General features: G+C 63.9%; 12 protein-coding genes. 7 read left to right on the forward strand and 5 right to left on the reverse strand.

The features are described 5' to 3' along the window. Positions 1 to 61: 61 nt before the first annotated feature. Positions 62 to 1153 (reverse strand): AI-2E family transporter, encoded by a 1092-nt coding sequence (locus P3T18_RS33695; RefSeq protein ID WP_429304306.1) that lies wholly within the window; start codon positions 1151 to 1153, stop codon positions 62 to 64. Between the two features lie 358 nt (positions 1154 to 1511). On the opposite strand from P3T18_RS33695, the gene P3T18_RS33700 reads away from it, so the two are divergent. Together P3T18_RS33700 and P3T18_RS33705 are read left to right on the forward strand one after the other, a co-directional pair. Beyond that, complete coding sequence (locus P3T18_RS33700; protein WP_429304307.1) at positions 1512 to 1796, forward strand: DUF3331 domain-containing protein; 285 nt, start codon at positions 1512 to 1514, stop codon at positions 1794 to 1796. Positions 1797 to 2034: 238 nt separating this feature from the next. Further along, positions 2035 to 4605 (forward strand): adenosylcobalamin-dependent ribonucleoside-diphosphate reductase, encoded by a 2571-nt coding sequence (locus tag P3T18_RS33705; RefSeq protein ID WP_429304308.1) that lies wholly within the window; start codon positions 2035 to 2037, stop codon positions 4603 to 4605. 6 nt (positions 4606 to 4611) lie between these two features. Here the strand turns inward: P3T18_RS33705 and P3T18_RS33710 are convergent, their stop codons facing one another. Beyond that, positions 4612 to 5544, reverse strand: coding sequence for a 2-hydroxyacid dehydrogenase (locus tag P3T18_RS33710; RefSeq protein ID WP_429304309.1), 933 nt, complete (start codon positions 5542 to 5544; stop codon positions 4612 to 4614). Positions 5545 to 5809: 265 nt separating this feature from the next. Between P3T18_RS33710 and P3T18_RS33715 the strand changes: the two genes are divergently transcribed. Then, positions 5810 to 7315 (forward strand): diguanylate cyclase domain-containing protein, encoded by a 1506-nt coding sequence (locus P3T18_RS33715; protein ID WP_429304310.1) that lies wholly within the window; start codon positions 5810 to 5812, stop codon positions 7313 to 7315. 16 nt (positions 7316 to 7331) lie between these two features. On the opposite strand, the gene P3T18_RS33720 is transcribed toward P3T18_RS33715, so the two are convergent. Next, complete coding sequence (locus P3T18_RS33720; protein WP_429304311.1) at positions 7332 to 8744, reverse strand: heavy metal sensor histidine kinase; 1413 nt, start codon at positions 8742 to 8744, stop codon at positions 7332 to 7334. Then, positions 8741 to 9412 (reverse strand): heavy metal response regulator transcription factor, encoded by a 672-nt coding sequence (locus tag P3T18_RS33725; protein ID WP_429304312.1) that lies wholly within the window; start codon positions 9410 to 9412, stop codon positions 8741 to 8743. Before P3T18_RS33725 ends, P3T18_RS33720 begins: the two co-directional genes overlap by 4 nt. 158 nt (positions 9413 to 9570) lie before the next feature. Here P3T18_RS33725 and P3T18_RS33730 point away from each other — a divergent pair, with 158 nt between their 5' ends. From P3T18_RS33730 to P3T18_RS33740, 3 genes are all read left to right on the forward strand, one after another. Next, entirely contained in the window at positions 9571 to 10221 is a 651-nt protein-coding gene (locus P3T18_RS33730; RefSeq protein ID WP_429304313.1) for a hypothetical protein, read from the forward strand. 62 nt (positions 10222 to 10283) lie between these two features. Continuing rightward, positions 10284 to 10916 carry a cytochrome b/b6 domain-containing protein gene (locus tag P3T18_RS33735; protein WP_429304314.1) on the forward strand — a complete coding sequence of 211 codons (633 nt, stop codon included), beginning with the start codon at positions 10284 to 10286 and terminating at the stop codon, positions 10914 to 10916. Next, the gene (locus P3T18_RS33740; RefSeq protein ID WP_429304315.1) at positions 10913 to 11686 is read left to right on the forward strand and encodes a molybdopterin-dependent oxidoreductase; all 774 of its coding nucleotides are present in this window, start codon (positions 10913 to 10915) and stop codon (positions 11684 to 11686) included. Before P3T18_RS33735 ends, P3T18_RS33740 begins: the two co-directional genes overlap by 4 nt. Positions 11687 to 11718: 32 nt before the next feature. Here P3T18_RS33740 and P3T18_RS33745 read toward each other — a convergent pair whose 3' ends face one another. Then, positions 11719 to 12705, reverse strand: a complete 987-nt coding sequence (locus P3T18_RS33745; protein ID WP_429304316.1) for an AraC family transcriptional regulator — start codon at positions 12703 to 12705, stop codon at positions 11719 to 11721. Between the two features lie 317 nt (positions 12706 to 13022). On the opposite strand from P3T18_RS33745, the gene P3T18_RS33750 reads away from it, so the two are divergent. Then, on the forward strand, positions 13023 to 14075 hold the full coding sequence (locus P3T18_RS33750) for an NAD(P)-dependent alcohol dehydrogenase (protein WP_429304317.1): 1053 nt from the start codon (positions 13023 to 13025) through the stop codon (positions 14073 to 14075). The last annotated feature ends 547 nt before the right edge of the window (positions 14076 to 14622 follow it).

Raw genomic sequence — 14622 nt, forward strand, 5'->3', positions numbered from 1 at the left:
GACGCTCGTGCCGAGGTTCATGCCGAGACTCACGTGACCATTCACGCAGCCACGCGCACCGCTATTCCACGAGGTCGGTCCACAAGACCATCAGCACGGTCATCAGCGCCGGGCCGATGAACAGGCCTAGCAAACCGAACGTCTCCGCGCCGCCGAGAATGCCGAACAGCACCAGCAGAAACGGCAGGCGGGTCGAGTTGCCGATCAGCACCGGCCTGACGAAGTGTTCCGCGACGAACACCACTACCGCGCCGACCACCGCGAGTCCGATGGCCGCGGCCACCGAGCCCTGCGAAAACAGCCACAAAGCCGACAGCCCGATCACGACCGGCGCGCAGAACGGCAGCATCGCCGCGATTGCCGTGACCAGTGCGAGCAAGGCGACGTGCGGCAAGCCGCAGATGAAGTACACGACGCCGAGCAGCACGCCCTCGCCGAAACCGACCACCACCAGCCCCGACACCGTGCCGCGCACCGCCGCCGCCATCCGTTCGAGCAGGTTTGCGCCGTCTTCGCCGAAGCCGCGCCGCATGCCCTTCGTCAGCGCGCCGGATAGACGCGGTCCCGCCTGAAAGATCACGAACAGCGTGACCAGCATGAAGGCGAACACCATCACGCCGTGCGCCGCGCGCGCGCCGAAGTGGCGGCCGAGCGTCATGAACGTGGTGCTGTGCAGTCCTTTCATCGCGGCGGAGCCTTTTAGCGGCTGCGCGAGATTGGCCTGCCACCACGTCGACACCTGTTGCGCGCCGAGCGGCAGATGCTGCAGAAAATCGGGCATCGGCACGCCGTTTTCCTGCGCGGCGTTGAACCAGTCGGAGAGGTCGTGCGCCTCGCGCAACGCCTGCGCGATACCGATGCCGACCGGCAGCACCACCAGCAGCGCGATGGCGAGCGTCAGCGCCGCGGCGATCAGCGTCGTGCGGCCGGTGAACCAGCGGTTGCCCTCCACCTTGCGCAGCAACGGCCACAACGCAATCGCGATGACACCCGCCCACGCCACCACCGCGATGAAATCGCGAACGACCCACAACGCCAGCAGCACCAGCCCGATATACAGCACGAGCGAAGCCGCTTTCTGCTTTTTGCGCCGATCGGACACGGCGGGCGGGTTCTGCGATTCCGGTGACTGCACCGGCGGGCGTGAAATCATGTGACCTCGTCTGTTTCGGTTCGAATGCGCGCGAGCCGACCGGAAAAAATCAGAACCGCTACACTGGCGTCACCAGTCGCTTGTCCGGTCGCTCATCAATAACCACATCTTAAAGGAAGCGCCGGCGCCCTTTATGCGCAAAGCCCTCGTCGCACTGGGAACAACACTCTGTTGCAAAAAATCGCCCTATCGCAAAAAAGGGTCGGCGATCTCCCGCGAAGCCCCGTCGTTTCGTACACGAACAATTGTCAAGTTTCATTATTGCTAAATCGGGAACAGTCTTTCAACGGCGGCACAATGGCCTTCTGACGCGCACGGGACTACATTCGGCACACCACACAATACGGAGCCGACTACGATGACCTTAGAGTCCATCCCCCTTGACGGGACCCATGGCGTACGCATCGAAATTCTCGAGCGCTCCGACACGACGCTGGTGATCCGCTGGGTCGAGCCGGGACGCTGTCATTACGGCGAACAACGCTGGCGTCGGCGCTCGGCGCATACGTCCGGCACTTGCGCGGTATCGCGCCGCAAGATCCGCCGCGGCGACGCCGTCTTCAAACCCGCCGAGCGCCCCGCGCCGGCCAACGCGGCTGCCATGATCTGCGCCGACCTGCTGAACGCGGTCGCCGAAGCGTAAAACGGTTTTCCATGCAAGACGCCTGAAGCGGCGCCGGATTCTGTCCGGCGCCGTTTTTGTTTTGTCTGCCGCCCGTTCGTCGCCAGCCTTCGTCGCCAGCCGGATGGAAGCAACTGGAGCGACCCAGGCGATTGCAGCCCTCCGCCGCGTGCGTTAAGGTGAGTCATCGCTCCGGCGCAGCGTCGCCGAGACTCCACCGCGCCGCGGCCCGCTCTGCGGCACAGCAAAAGGCGAAACCATGGCAGAAGACACCCCGGCAAGCCGCGTGCCCGAGCAACTCGTCGCGCCGCAGCAGTTTTCCCTCGACGTCCTGCTGGAAAAATACGCGAAAGGCGACGAGCAAAGCGCCGACGACGTCTACCAGCGTGTGGCGCACGGCGTCGCGCAGGCCGAACCGGAAGCGTTGCGCGAAGCGGTGGAAGCGCGCTTCGCCGACAACCTCCGCCACGGCGCACTCGGCGCCGGGCGCATCATGAGCGCGGCCGGCACCGGTATCGCGGCCACCCTCATCAACTGCTTCGTGCAACCGGTCGGCGACGCGATCCAGGGCGTCGACGAACAGGGTTTGCCGGGCATCTACGTCGCCTTGCTGCAGGCGGCCGAAACCATGCGCCGCGGCGGCGGCGTCGGCTATAACTTCTCGGCTATCCGTCCGAAAGGCGCGCGCGTTCACACCACCAGTTCGGCGGCGTCCGGACCGTGCAGTTACATGGACGTCTTCGACGCTTCGTGCCGCACCGTCGAAAGCGCCGGCTCGCGACGCGGCGCGCAGATGGCCGTGCTCGACTGCAATCATCCCGACCTGCTCGAATTCATCGAAGCCAAGCATTCGAAAGGACGCTGGAACAACTTCAACGTATCGGTGGGCGTCACCGACGAATTCATGCGCGCGGTCGAAGAGAACGACACCTGGCAACTGGTGCATCGCGCCGAACCATCGCCCGCGATGCGCGCGGCCGGCGACGTGCGGCAACGCCAGGACGGCATGTGGGTGTACAGCGAACGGCCCGCGCGCGAGATCTGGGATCGCATCATGCGCTCCACCTACGACGTGGCCGAACCCGGCATCGTGTTCATTTCGCGCATGAACGAAGACAACAATCTGCGCGCCGTCGAAACCATTCGCGCCACCAATCCGTGCGGCGAACAGCCGTTGCCCGCGTACGGCTGCTGCAATCTCGGCCCGCTGAATCTCACGCGTTTCGTGCTCGATCCGTTCGCGCAAACCCAGGGACGCCAGCCGTCGTTCGACTGGGACGGCCTCGCGCAACGCACGCGCACGCAGGTGCGTTTTCTCGACAACGTCCTCGACGTCACGCTCTGGCCGCTACAACAGCAATACGACGAGTCGCGCGCGAAACGGCGTATCGGCGTCGGCTTCACCGGTCTCGGCGACACGCTCGTCATGCTCGGCTTGCGCTACAACTCGCAGGAAGGCCGCGACTTTGCGGTGCGCATCGCGCGGCTGATGCGCGATGAAGCGTATCGCGCGTCGGTGGAACTCGCGCGCGAACGCGGCGCCTTTCCGCTCTTCGACGCCGCACGCTATCTCGAAGCCGGCACCTTCGCCTCGCGTCTGCCCGACGACATCAAGACCGCGATTCGCCGCGACGGCATCCGCAACAGCCATCTGCTTTCCATTGCGCCGACCGGCACGGTCAGTCTCGCTTTCGCCGACAACGCGTCGAACGGCATCGAGCCGGCTTTCTCGTGGACCTACACGCGCATGAAGGTGATGGCCGACGGCGCCCGCGAATCGTTCGACGTGGAAGACTACGCGTACCGCCTCTATCGCGAACTCGGCGGCGACGTGAAGAACCTGCCCGACTACTTCGTGAGCGCCCTGCAAATGTCGGCGCGCGATCACCTCGACATGATGGCCGCCGTGCAGCCTTACGTCGACACGTCGATTTCCAAAACGGTCAACGTGCCCGCCGATTACCCGTTCGAGTCGTTCGAAAGCCTTTACTTCGACGCCTGGAAGAGCGGCCTCAAGGGACTCGCCACCTATCGGCCGAACGAAACACTCGGCGCGGTGTTGAGCGTGAGCCCGCCGCCCGCGCAAACGGACGACACGCTCACGGAGACCGATCAGGACCCGCTGCGCATCGCCATCGACCATCGGCCGAAAGGCGAATTGCCCGCGATCATCGAGAAGGTCGAGTATCTGACGCAGGCGGGCAAGAAGTCGCTCTACGTGGCCGTGTCCTTCATCGAGGTCACGGGGCGGCTCGGCGGCGAAGACGTGACGATCGAGCGTCCCATCGAGTTCTTCATTCCGACCGGTCAGCGCGACGAATCGCAGCAATGGATCACGGCGACCATGCGCTCGCTGTCGCTGGCGGCACGCGGCGGCTTCGTCGCGCGCAATCTGCAGGACATGCGCAAGGTTTCGTGGGATCGTGGCCAGGTTCGGCTGGGCGACGTGCAACGCCCCGACGGCCACCGCTCGCCGCGCTGGCACGATTCGGAAGTCGCGGCGCTGGCTTTCGCGATCCAGCAGATTCTGCATCGGCGCGGCTTTCTCGATGCCGAAGGCAACCAGGTGCCGTCGCGCGCGCTGGCGCGCTTGCCGCGCGGCCAGATGAAGATCGAGCCGCTGTCAGCGGAGTTCGGCATCCGCGCGCATCCGGACAACGGCGACATGGACAGCACGAGTGACGAAACCCTATCGGCGCAGACCGGCGGCAGCACCGGCCTGCAGACCATGCTTGGGCGCAAATGCGGCGTGTGCGGCGCCAACGCCGTGATTCGCAAGGACGGCTGCGACTTCTGTACGTCGTGCGGCGACGTCGGCGCGTGCGGTTAGGACGTCTCAGATCGGCGTCAGGACGGCCTCGCCCGCGAAATGCCGCTTCGCGTTGTCGATGAAGTTGTCGACCGAAGCGGTGATCGCCTCCGGCGAGCGGCCGCCCACGTGCGGCGTCAACACGACGTTGTGCAGCCCGATCAGGTCGGCGGGCGGCTTCGGCTCGCCCTCGTACACGTCCAGACCCGCACCGGCTATCGTGCCGGCCGTGAGCGCACGCGCGAGCGCTGCGGTGTCCAGCACGCTGCCGCGCGACACGTTGACCACGAAGCCGCTCGGCCCGAGCGCTTCGAGCACCGTGGCGTCGATCAGGTGACGCGTGCCGGCGCCGCCGGGCGTGGCCACCATCAGGAAGTCGCACCATTGCGCGAGCGCCTGCACGCTGTCGAAATAGCGCAGCGCCGAGCCTTCGCGCGGCTTGCGGTTGTGGTAGCCGATCTCCATCTCGAAGCCGGTGCCGCGCCGCGCGATTTTCTCGCCGATATTGCCCAGCCCGACGATGCCGAGCCGTTTGCCCGACACGTTCGGCCGCTTCGGCAGATTGTCGCGCCAGGCGCCTGTGCGCGTGGCCTGGTCGAGTTGCGGGATGTCGCGCACCACGGCCAGCAGCAACGCGAACGCATGGTCGGCCACGCAATGATCGTTGGTGCCCGCGCCGTTCACCAGCACGATCCCGCGCGCGCGGGCATGCTCCAACGCGAGGTTTTCATAACCGGCGCCCAGTGCGCTGATGAGTTCGAGCTTCGGCAGGCGGTCGATTTCGTCCGCCGTGATGCCGGTCGTGCCGTTGGTCAGCACGGCGCGGATCGCACCGCCGTGTTCGCCGATCGCGGCGGCGCGCTGCCCGGCGTCGGGCGCATAGACGATCTCGAACACGGTACTGATCGAGGCGCGGCTGGCGTCGTCCAGTGAAATCAGCATCAACAAGGTGGGTTTCATGACGTGGCGTATCTTTTCAGCAGTGACGGAAAACCGCAGCGAACGACGAGTGTAGCAAGGCTGCCGCGCACGCGCTGCGGGCAGGCGCGGACGGCCCGCCGTGCGCGGGCGGCGCGCTAAAGTGCTGCCCGATTGGGCCGTTATCATGCTGAATACGCGACTCGAACGGACTGCGGGCGGCCTGCCGGCAGGCCGAGATTCGTGGCTTTGTTTCTGACGCGGCGAAGCCGCTTAGAATAGCCGGAACTCCGACCCCGAGACACTCATGCTGGATATGCTCCCGCGCGGCCAGGCGCCCGCCAACGACGACCCGAAGCAAGCCTCTTCGGGCGACGACTCCGAAATGTTCGAACTCGCGCCCGTCTCGCTCTGGCTCGAAGACTTCAGCGGCGTTCGCGCGCTGTTCGAGCAGTGGCAGGCACAGGGCGTGACCGATCTGCGTGCATGGTTCGCGGAAGATCCGGCGCGGGTCGCCGAATGCGCGCACAGCATTCGCGTCATCAAGGTGAATCGCAAGACGCTCGAACAGTTCGAGGCGGCGGATTTCGACGCGCTCACCGGCAATCTCGCCGCCGTGTTCCGCGACGACATGCTCAAGACGCACCTCGAAGAACTCTGCCAGTTGTGGGCGGGCAACACGCGCTTCACCAGCCACACGGTCAATTACACGCTCGGCGGCCGCCGCCTCGACGTGCTGCTCAAGGGCAGCGTGCTGCCCGGTCACGAAGCGCGCTGGGATCGCGTGCTGGTGTCGGTCGAAGACATTACCGAACTGGAAGGCGCGCGCCATCGCATCACGCTGGCGGAGCAGTACGTGCGCGGTCTTTTCGAACACTCGCCGGTGTCGCTGTGGGTGGAAGATTTCAGCGCCGTGAAGCGGCTGCTCGACGACGCGCGCGCCGCCGGCATCAGCGATTTCCGCGTGTTTACCGACGTGCATCCGGAATTCGTCGAGCGTTGCATGCAGGAAATTCACGTGCTCGACGTGAATCAGCACACGCTCGACATGTTCGCCGCCAAAGACAAGAAGACCTTGCTCGCCCGGCTGCCGGACGTGTTTCGTGACGACATGCGTCCGCACTTTCGCGAGCAGCTGATCGACCTGTGGGACGGCAAACTGTTCCAGCAGCGCGAAGTGCTCAACTACTCGCTCGACGGCAGCGAGGTGCACGTGCACCTGCAATTCTCGGTGCTGCCCGGCCACGAAAGCAGCTGGGACCTGGTGCTGGTCGCGCTCACGGACATCACCGCGCGCAAGAAAGCCGAAGCGTATCTGGAGTTTCTCGGCAAGCACGACGTGCTGACCAAACTGCGCAACCGCTCGTTTTACGTGGACGAACTCAACCGCCTCGAACGCAAGGGGCCGTGGCCGGTCACGATCATCATGGCCGACCTGAACGGCCTGAAACGCGTGAACGATCAGCTCGGCCATGCTGCCGGAGACGCCTTGCTGCGCCGCGCGGGCGAAGTGCTGTCCAAGGCCACCGAGACGCCGTTCCACGCCGCGCGCATCGGCGGCGACGAATTCGCCATCCTGATGCCCGACACCGACGAACGCGGCGGCGCCGCGATGATGGACGCGATCCGTCAGCTGGTGGAGATGAACAACCAGTTCTATCCCGGCTCGCTACTGAGCTTCTCGATGGGCGCAGCGACCTGCCAGCGTGGCGACCGGCTCGAAGCCGGCGTGCAGCGCGCCGACCTGCTGATGTACGAGGAAAAGCGCGCGCACTACGCCAACCAGCCGTTGCCGGGCCCGGCCGACGAATAGCGGCCGGCGGCGTCGTTCAAACCGCTTTGGGCGCGCGCGGGAAGCGCAGTTCGAAGCGCACCACGCCCGGCGTCGGGCAGACCACGTGCGCCGAGCCGCCGTGCAGATGCATGATCGCCTTGACGATGGCGAGCCCCAGCCCGTTCGATTCGGTGATCGCGCTGCGCGCCGAGTCGGTTCGATAGAAGCGGTCGAACAGGCGATCGATCTGGTCGCAGGCAATCGGCGTGCCGTCGTTCTCCACCACCACTGTCGCGCCGTCGTCGTTCTGTATGCCGCTCAGGCGCACGACCGTGTCGCCGGCGCCGTAGCGCACCGCATTCACCACCAGGTTATTGATGGCGCGCCGGCATAGCAGCGGATCGACCAGCGCCACGCCCGACGCCTGCACGTCGAAACGCATGCCGCGTTCGTCGGCGACGCCTTCGAAATAATCCGCAATCCTGACGAGTTCGCCATGCAGATCCACCGGTTCGCGTTCGATGGTCAGCGTGGCGTGATCCGCGTGCGCCAGAAACAGAATGTTTTCGGCGATGCGGCTCAGGCGGTTCAGTTCTTCGAGGTTCGATTCCAGCAGTTGCTGGTATTCGTCGGCGTCGCGCGATCTGGCGAGCGTGACCTGCGTTTGCCCGATCAATGCGCCGACGGGCGTGCGGATTTCGTGCGCGAGGTCGGCGGCGAATTGCGACAGACGCTGATAGCCTTCGGCGAGACGATCGAGCATGGCGTTGAAGGCGTTGGTGAGCTGCCGCAACTCCACCGGTGCGGCTTCGCTGTCGAGCCGCACCGACAGGCTCGCCGGGCTGATCTGCGCGGCGCGCGTGGCGATCTCGCGCACCGGCCGCAATGCGCGCCGCAGCACGTAGTACGCGAGCAGCGTGGCCGCCAGCATGCCCACGAAGGTGGCCAGCAGAATGCGATCGCGGTACGCCGCCAGCATCTGCATTTCCTGGGTCATCGGATGTGCGGCGATCACTTCCACTTCGCTGCCGTCTTCGCGCGCTTTCGCGGTGGCAACGGCCCAGTGCACCGGCACGCCGTCCGGCAGACGGGTCTGGCGTATATCGGCGAGCGTCGGCAGGCGTCCCGTGCCGTTCGCCGGCAACGTGGGAATCGCGATGTTGCCGGGGTTCACGTCGACGAAAGGCGTTTCGCCCGGACGCCGGAAAATCAGCACGTCCTGCTCGGCGCCGAGCATGGTCTCGAACAGCAGCGGCCGGTTCTTCAACTCGCTGACCGAGTAGAGATCGTGCACGATCCGGCTGAAATGTTCGACACGGCCGGTGAGCACCGTGTCGGCGCGAAGCCGCAGCGACACCTGCGCGGAATGGTAGAAATAGGCGCCCAGCGTACCGATCACCACGCATGCAATGCTGGCGAACAGCACGGTGGTGCGTGCCGTCAGCGAGCGCTCCGTCCAGAGCTTCATGAGCCGTCGCCGAAGGTGTAGCCGATGCTGCGCACCGTATGGATCAGCTTCTTCTCGAACGGATGATCGACCTTGGCGCGCAGGCGCTTGATCGCGACATCGACGACATTGGTGTCGCTGTCGAAATTCATGTCCCACACTTCCGAGGCGATCTGCGTGCGCGAAAGCGCTTCGCCCTGCCGCCGCACGAGCAGATGCAGCAGCATGAATTCCTTGTTCGTGAGCAGGATTTCGACGCCTTCGCGCGTGACCTTGCGGCGCAGCACGTCGAGCTTGAGATCGGCGATTTCGAACACGTCGCTTTCGCGGATCACGCCGCGGCGCAACAGCGTGCGGATACGCAGCACCAGTTCCGTGAATGAAAACGGCTTGACGAGGTAGTCGTCTGCGCCGAGTTCGAGACCGCGAATGCGATCGCTCACGTGGTCGCGCGCGGTCAGGAAGATGACCGGCAGGTCGCGCCGCGCGCGCAGCGCACGCATGATTTCCCAGCCGTCGATGCCGGGCAGCATCACGTCGAGCACCACCAGTTCATAGCTGTTTTCGAGCGCCATGTGCAGGCCGTCCGTGCCGGTGCGCGCAAGGTCGACCGCATAGCCGCTCTCGCGCAGGCCCTTTTTCAGGTAGTCGCCGGTCTTCGGATCGTCTTCGATGACGAGAATGCTCATGATGCCTGGCGCTGTCGCGCGAACCCTGGAAATAAATCTGCCGACCATTCTACGTGGGCGCGGCACGCCGTTCATGACGTTTTTGTCATCCGCGCGTCACCTGATGGAGCCGATCGCGCGTCTACGCTAGCGGCATTCACCACCACCGAGACATTCTCATGAAGATCGTTTCCGTTCGAGCCGGCAAGGCAGTCCAAACTTTGCGCACCCTGGTCGCGCCCGCTCTTGTTGCCGGCGCGCTGTTCGCGGCCGGCCCCGTTGCCCATGCACAGAATGCCGCGCCGACCGGCGTGCGCGGGACGGTTACCTCGCTGTCGGGCGATCTGCTCAAGGTACACACCCGCGACGGCCGCGACGTGGACGTCAAACTGGCCAAGGACACGCCGATTCGCGGCGTCACGATTGCCGACGTCAACGCCATCAAGCCGGACAGCTACGTCGGCACGGCGGCGATTCCGCAGCCCGACGGCTCGCTGAAGGCGCTGGAAGTGCACGTCTTCCCGGCCAGCATGCGCGGCTCCGGTGAAGGCCATCGCCCGTGGGATCTGGGCGCCAACAGCTCGATGACCAACGGCACGGTCGGCTCGGTGGTGGTCAGCAATGGCCGCACGATCACCGTGAAGTACAAGGACGGCGAGAAGAAGATCGTGATTCCGCAGGACGTGCCGATCGTCGCGCTCGAACCGGGCGACCGCGCGTTACTCGTGCCGGGCGCCAAGGTGGTGCTGTTCGCGCACAAGGAAGCCGACGGCTCGATGGCGGCCAACTTCATTTCGGCCGGCGAACACGGCGTCACGCCGCCGATGTAACGCGCGCAGTTTTCTGCGCATTTTTCAGCCCACGTTTTTAGCCTTGTTTCCGAGCTCTCACCATGTCCGATCCACGAGCGCGCTTCGTCGTCCACCCGCTTATCGTGCGAATGACGCACTGGGTCAACGCGTTTGCCATGGTCTGCATGGTGATGAGCGGATGGGCAATCTATAACGCGTCGCCGTTCTTCCCGTTCCGGTTTCCTGCATGGGCGACGGTCGGCGGCTGGCTGGGCGGATCGATCGCCTGGCACTTCGCGGCCATGTGGCTGCTGTGCGGCAACGGTCTGCTGTATTTCGCGTACGGCCTCGGCCGCGGGCATTTCCGCCGCAAGCTGCTGCCGGTTTATCCGCGCGACGTGCTGCACGATGCGGCGCTCGCCATGCGATTTCGCCTGCCGCACGATACCGGCAAATACAACGCGGTGCAGCGCGCGCTTTATCTGTTCGTTCTCCTGCTGGGTGTCGTGCTGGTGGCGTCGGGATTATCCATCTGGAAACCGGTGCAATTCTCGTGGCTCACCGCACTATTCGGCGGTTTCGATTTCGCGCGGCGCGTGCATTTCGTCGCGATGGCGGGTGTGGTCGGTTTTGTCGTCGTGCATCTCGCGCTGGTGCTGCTGGTGCCACGCACGCTGCTGCCGATGTTGACGGGTCGCGCAAGACGCGCCACCCATGTGGAGAGCAAGGCATGAGCGAAGGAAAACGCAGGGACTCGCGCGGCGCGCGCATCGTTCTTGCCGATCACAAACCGCAAATCGAGCAGTTGCAACGGCGGCTCTTTTTGCGCTCGTCGCTGTCGATCGGCGCGCTGTCGATGCTCTCGGGCTGCAATCTGCAGGACAACGATTCCGTCGATAAGGTACTGTGGGCCATGTCGCGCTGGAACGATCGCGTGCAAGGCTGGCTGTTCGACCGCAACAAGCTCGCGCCCACGTACACCGCGCGCGACATCACGAATCCGTTTCCCTTCAACGCGTTTTATCCGGAGTTCGACGCGCCGGATATCGACGGCTCGACATACGAACTCGAAGTGTCGGGGCTCGTGTCGGACAAGCGAACCTGGAACCTCGAGCAGTTGCGCAAGTTGCCGCAGGCCTCGCAGATCACGCGTCACATCTGCATCGAAGGCTGGAGCGCGATCGGTCAGTGGCGCGGCGTGCCGTTCCGCACGTTTCTCGAACGGATCGGCGCCGATCTGAGCGCACGCTACGTGGGTTTCAAATGCGCGGACCGCTATTACTCCAGCCTCGACATGGCGACCGCGCTGCATCCGCAAACACAGCTGACGCTCGACTTCGGCACCGAACCGTTGCCCGCCAAATACGGTTATCCGCTGAAGCTGCGCGTGCCGACCAAGCTCGGCTTTAAAAATCCGAAGCACATTGCAGCGATTTTCGTGACCAACACCAATCCCGGCGGCTACTGGGAAGACCAGGGCTATAACTGGTTCAGCGGTTTATAGCCCGGCGCGGCGCGAAGAAAATCGAGGTCCGCTCACACCGCCGTCACGTAGCGCGCAACCGGTTTTTGCACTTGCGGCGGCGGCGAATCGTAGACGCTGCGCATGCGCTTGACCTCGTCCATCGGACTCAGACCGAATAGCCGCTTGAACTCGCGGCTGAATTGCGACGCGCTTTCATACCCGACGCGCGCCGCTGCCGCGCCCGCATTCAAACCGTCCTGCACCATCAACAGCCGCGCGTGATGCAAACGCGTGGTCTTCACGTATTGCATCGGCGAGGTCGCCGTCACGGCCTTGAACTGCGCATGAAACACCGCGAGGCTCATGCCGGATTCCGAGGCGAGCGTATCGACGTCGAGCGCGCCGTGATAATCCGCGTGAATGCGGCGCAATGCCTTGGCGATGCGGCCAAAATGATTCTGATGCGTGAGCGCCGCGCGAATCGCGTCGCCCTGCTCGCCCGTCAACACGCGATAACAGATTTCGCGCACCACGCCCGGCGCGAGAATACGCGCGTCGAGCGGCGACGCCAGCGCTTCCATCAGACGCTGCACGGCATTCGACAATGCCGGGTCCAGCGGCGTCGAATAAATTCCCACGGGATCGTTCTGGGCCGCGCCCTGCGTTTCGTTCAGCGCCATCAGCAACTCCGCCACCATGGTCAGATCGACCCGCACCGAGATGGCGAGAAACGGCTCTTCCGGTGTCGCCTCCGTTTCGCACTCGAATGGCAAAGGCACGGACAGCACGAGATATTGCTGCGCGTCGTACTGGAACACCTGGTCGCCGAGATAGCCGCGCTTGCGTCCCTGACACACGATCACGATGCTCGGCTCGTACATTACCGGCATGCGCGGCATGGGCGAGTTCGCCCGCATCAGGCTGACACCTTCCAGACTCGAACGCGTGAAACCGGGGTTCGGCGCCAGCGCGTCGAACAGGTCGACGAGGCGCTGCTGCGCGGTGTCGGCGTGGTCTCGCTGCGCCGACGGGTTTGACTGGGTAGAATGAACTGACATGACGTTATAGTGACGCACAAGAGAATAGTGCTTGAAATTTAGCATCAAACAGCCTATCGCGCCGCTCGCCAGGAGTTTTAGGCAAACCTTCAAGACATTCAGGTATTCCCGGTCTCGTCTGCCGAACCTAACATGGGAACCCTGCCGGATCATCCTGTTCCGCGCTGCGCCGGGCCTGGCCGCCGATTTCTCAGCGTGAGGAATTCGACGCCCACCGCCGGCGCCGTGATCCCGGTTCCTGCAAGGTAGCCGCATCGGCGACACCTGTCGTCAATCGTCGGCACCTTGTGACGTCCCCCTCTTTGCTGGAGCTATCCATGAGCACGACTTATGCCTATGCAGCGACCGACGCGAAAGCGCCGCTCGCCCCGTTCGAAATCCAGCGCCGCGAATTGCGCGATCATGACGTGCAGATGGAAGTGCTGTTTTGCGGCGTGTGCCATTCCGATCTGCACCAGGCGCGCAACGAATGGAAGAACACGGTTTTTCCGGTGGTGCCGGGTCACGAAATCGTCGGCCGCGTCACTGCCGTCGGTCCCGGCGTCACGAAGTACAAGGTGGGCGATGTGGTCGGCGTGGGCTGTCTGGTCGATTCGTGCCGCACGTGCGAGAGTTGCAAGGAAGATCTCGAACAGTATTGCGAGAACGGCTTTGTCGGCACGTATAACGGCGTCGACCGTGTAGACGGTTCGATGACCTACGGCGGTTATTCGACGCAACTGGTGGTCGACGAAGCGTTCACCCTGCGCGTGCCGGAGAACCTCGATCCCGCAGGCGTCGCGCCGTTGCTGTGCGCGGGCATTACCACGTATTCGCCGCTGCGCACGTGGGGCGCCGGTCCCGGCAAGAAAGTCGGCGTCGTCGGCCTCGGCGGCCTGGGTCACATGGGTGTGAAGCTGGCGCGCGCGATGGGTGCGCACGTCGTGCTGTTCACCACGTCGCCGTCGAAGATCGAAGACGCGAAGCGCCTTGGCGCACATGAAGTCGTGATTTCGAAGAATGCGCAGGAAATGGAAGCGCACGCGAACAGCTTCGACCTGATCGTCAATACCGTGGCTGCGCAACACGATCTGAATCCGTTCCTGCTGCTGCTCAAGCGTGACGGCACGATGGCGCTGGTCGGCGCACCGGAACACGATCACCCGTCGCCGCAGGTGTTCAACCTGATCTTCAAGCGCCGCCGCCTGGCAGGTTCGCTGATTGGCGGCATTGCGGAAACGCAGGAAATGCTGGATTTCTGCGGCAAGCATGGCATCACTTCGGATATCGAAATTATTCCGATGCAGGATATTAATGAGGCTTATGAGCGCATGCTCAAGAGCGACGTGAAATATCGGTTTGTTATTGATCTGGATTCCATCAGGAAGTAAGGGTCTCCTTCGGAGAGGGTTTTTCTTTTCTGATTGGGGTTTTTTGGTTGTCCTGCGGTGGGGCTTTTTTGCCTGCGGCGGCTGCGTTTCTTTTGTTTATGGTTTATTAGTGTTGCCCCTGTGCGGGGCGGCACTTACTTTCTTTGCTGCGGCAAAGAAAGGTAAGCAAAGAAAGCCGCTCACACCGCTAACCCTAAGCGGGCACCTCTCATAACCACACGGAGTGGCAGCCGATAGGGCCGGCCGTGGATCGTAATTCGTAGTGGTACAGCAGTCATCCGTTCCGGCGACGCTACGCGCCGGAGCGGTACTTCATTCAAACAGTCACTTCGATTTTTCGATGTGCCAGCCGTCGGCTTCGCCTCGGCGAGAAGCTCAATGGAAACCTTCGGTTTCCCCTTATGTGCCGCTCGGCGCGCGGAGCGCCGCCGGAACTGATGACGGCCTTGTCACTCACGCGGAGTGCGCGAAGGCCCGGACGCTCCGGGGCCACTGCGGCAAAGAAGCGCCGCTGATAACGAATAGCATTAGCGGTTCAAAGCGGCTT

The organism is Paraburkholderia sp. GAS199, assembly GCF_050436585.1.
Lineage (GTDB): Bacteria > Pseudomonadota > Gammaproteobacteria > Burkholderiales > Burkholderiaceae > Paraburkholderia.

What these genes read in the sequence shown, in the direction of transcription:
- P3T18_RS33705 (WP_429304308.1), top strand. Translation starts at nt 2,035, where the DNA reads ATGGCAGAAGACACCCCGGCAAGCCGCGTGCCCGAGCAACTCGTCGCG.
- P3T18_RS33730 (WP_429304313.1), top strand. Translation starts at nt 9,571, where the DNA reads ATGAAGATCGTTTCCGTTCGAGCCGGCAAGGCAGTCCAAACTTTGCGC.
- P3T18_RS33715 (WP_429304310.1), top strand. Translation starts at nt 5,810, where the DNA reads ATGCTGGATATGCTCCCGCGCGGCCAGGCGCCCGCCAACGACGACCCG.
- P3T18_RS33700 (WP_429304307.1), top strand. Translation starts at nt 1,512, where the DNA reads ATGACCTTAGAGTCCATCCCCCTTGACGGGACCCATGGCGTACGCATC.
- P3T18_RS33725 (WP_429304312.1), bottom strand. Translation starts at nt 9,412, where the DNA reads ATGAGCATTCTCGTCATCGAAGACGATCCGAAGACCGGCGACTACCTG.
- P3T18_RS33740 (WP_429304315.1), top strand. Translation starts at nt 10,913, where the DNA reads ATGAGCGAAGGAAAACGCAGGGACTCGCGCGGCGCGCGCATCGTTCTT.
- P3T18_RS33710 (WP_429304309.1), bottom strand. Translation starts at nt 5,544, where the DNA reads ATGAAACCCACCTTGTTGATGCTGATTTCACTGGACGACGCCAGCCGC.
- P3T18_RS33695 (WP_429304306.1), bottom strand. Translation starts at nt 1,153, where the DNA reads ATGATTTCACGCCCGCCGGTGCAGTCACCGGAATCGCAGAACCCGCCC.
- P3T18_RS33745 (WP_429304316.1), bottom strand. Translation starts at nt 12,705, where the DNA reads ATGTCAGTTCATTCTACCCAGTCAAACCCGTCGGCGCAGCGAGACCAC.
- P3T18_RS33720 (WP_429304311.1), bottom strand. Translation starts at nt 8,744, where the DNA reads ATGAAGCTCTGGACGGAGCGCTCGCTGACGGCACGCACCACCGTGCTG.
- P3T18_RS33735 (WP_429304314.1), top strand. Translation starts at nt 10,284, where the DNA reads ATGTCCGATCCACGAGCGCGCTTCGTCGTCCACCCGCTTATCGTGCGA.
- P3T18_RS33750 (WP_429304317.1), top strand. Translation starts at nt 13,023, where the DNA reads ATGAGCACGACTTATGCCTATGCAGCGACCGACGCGAAAGCGCCGCTC.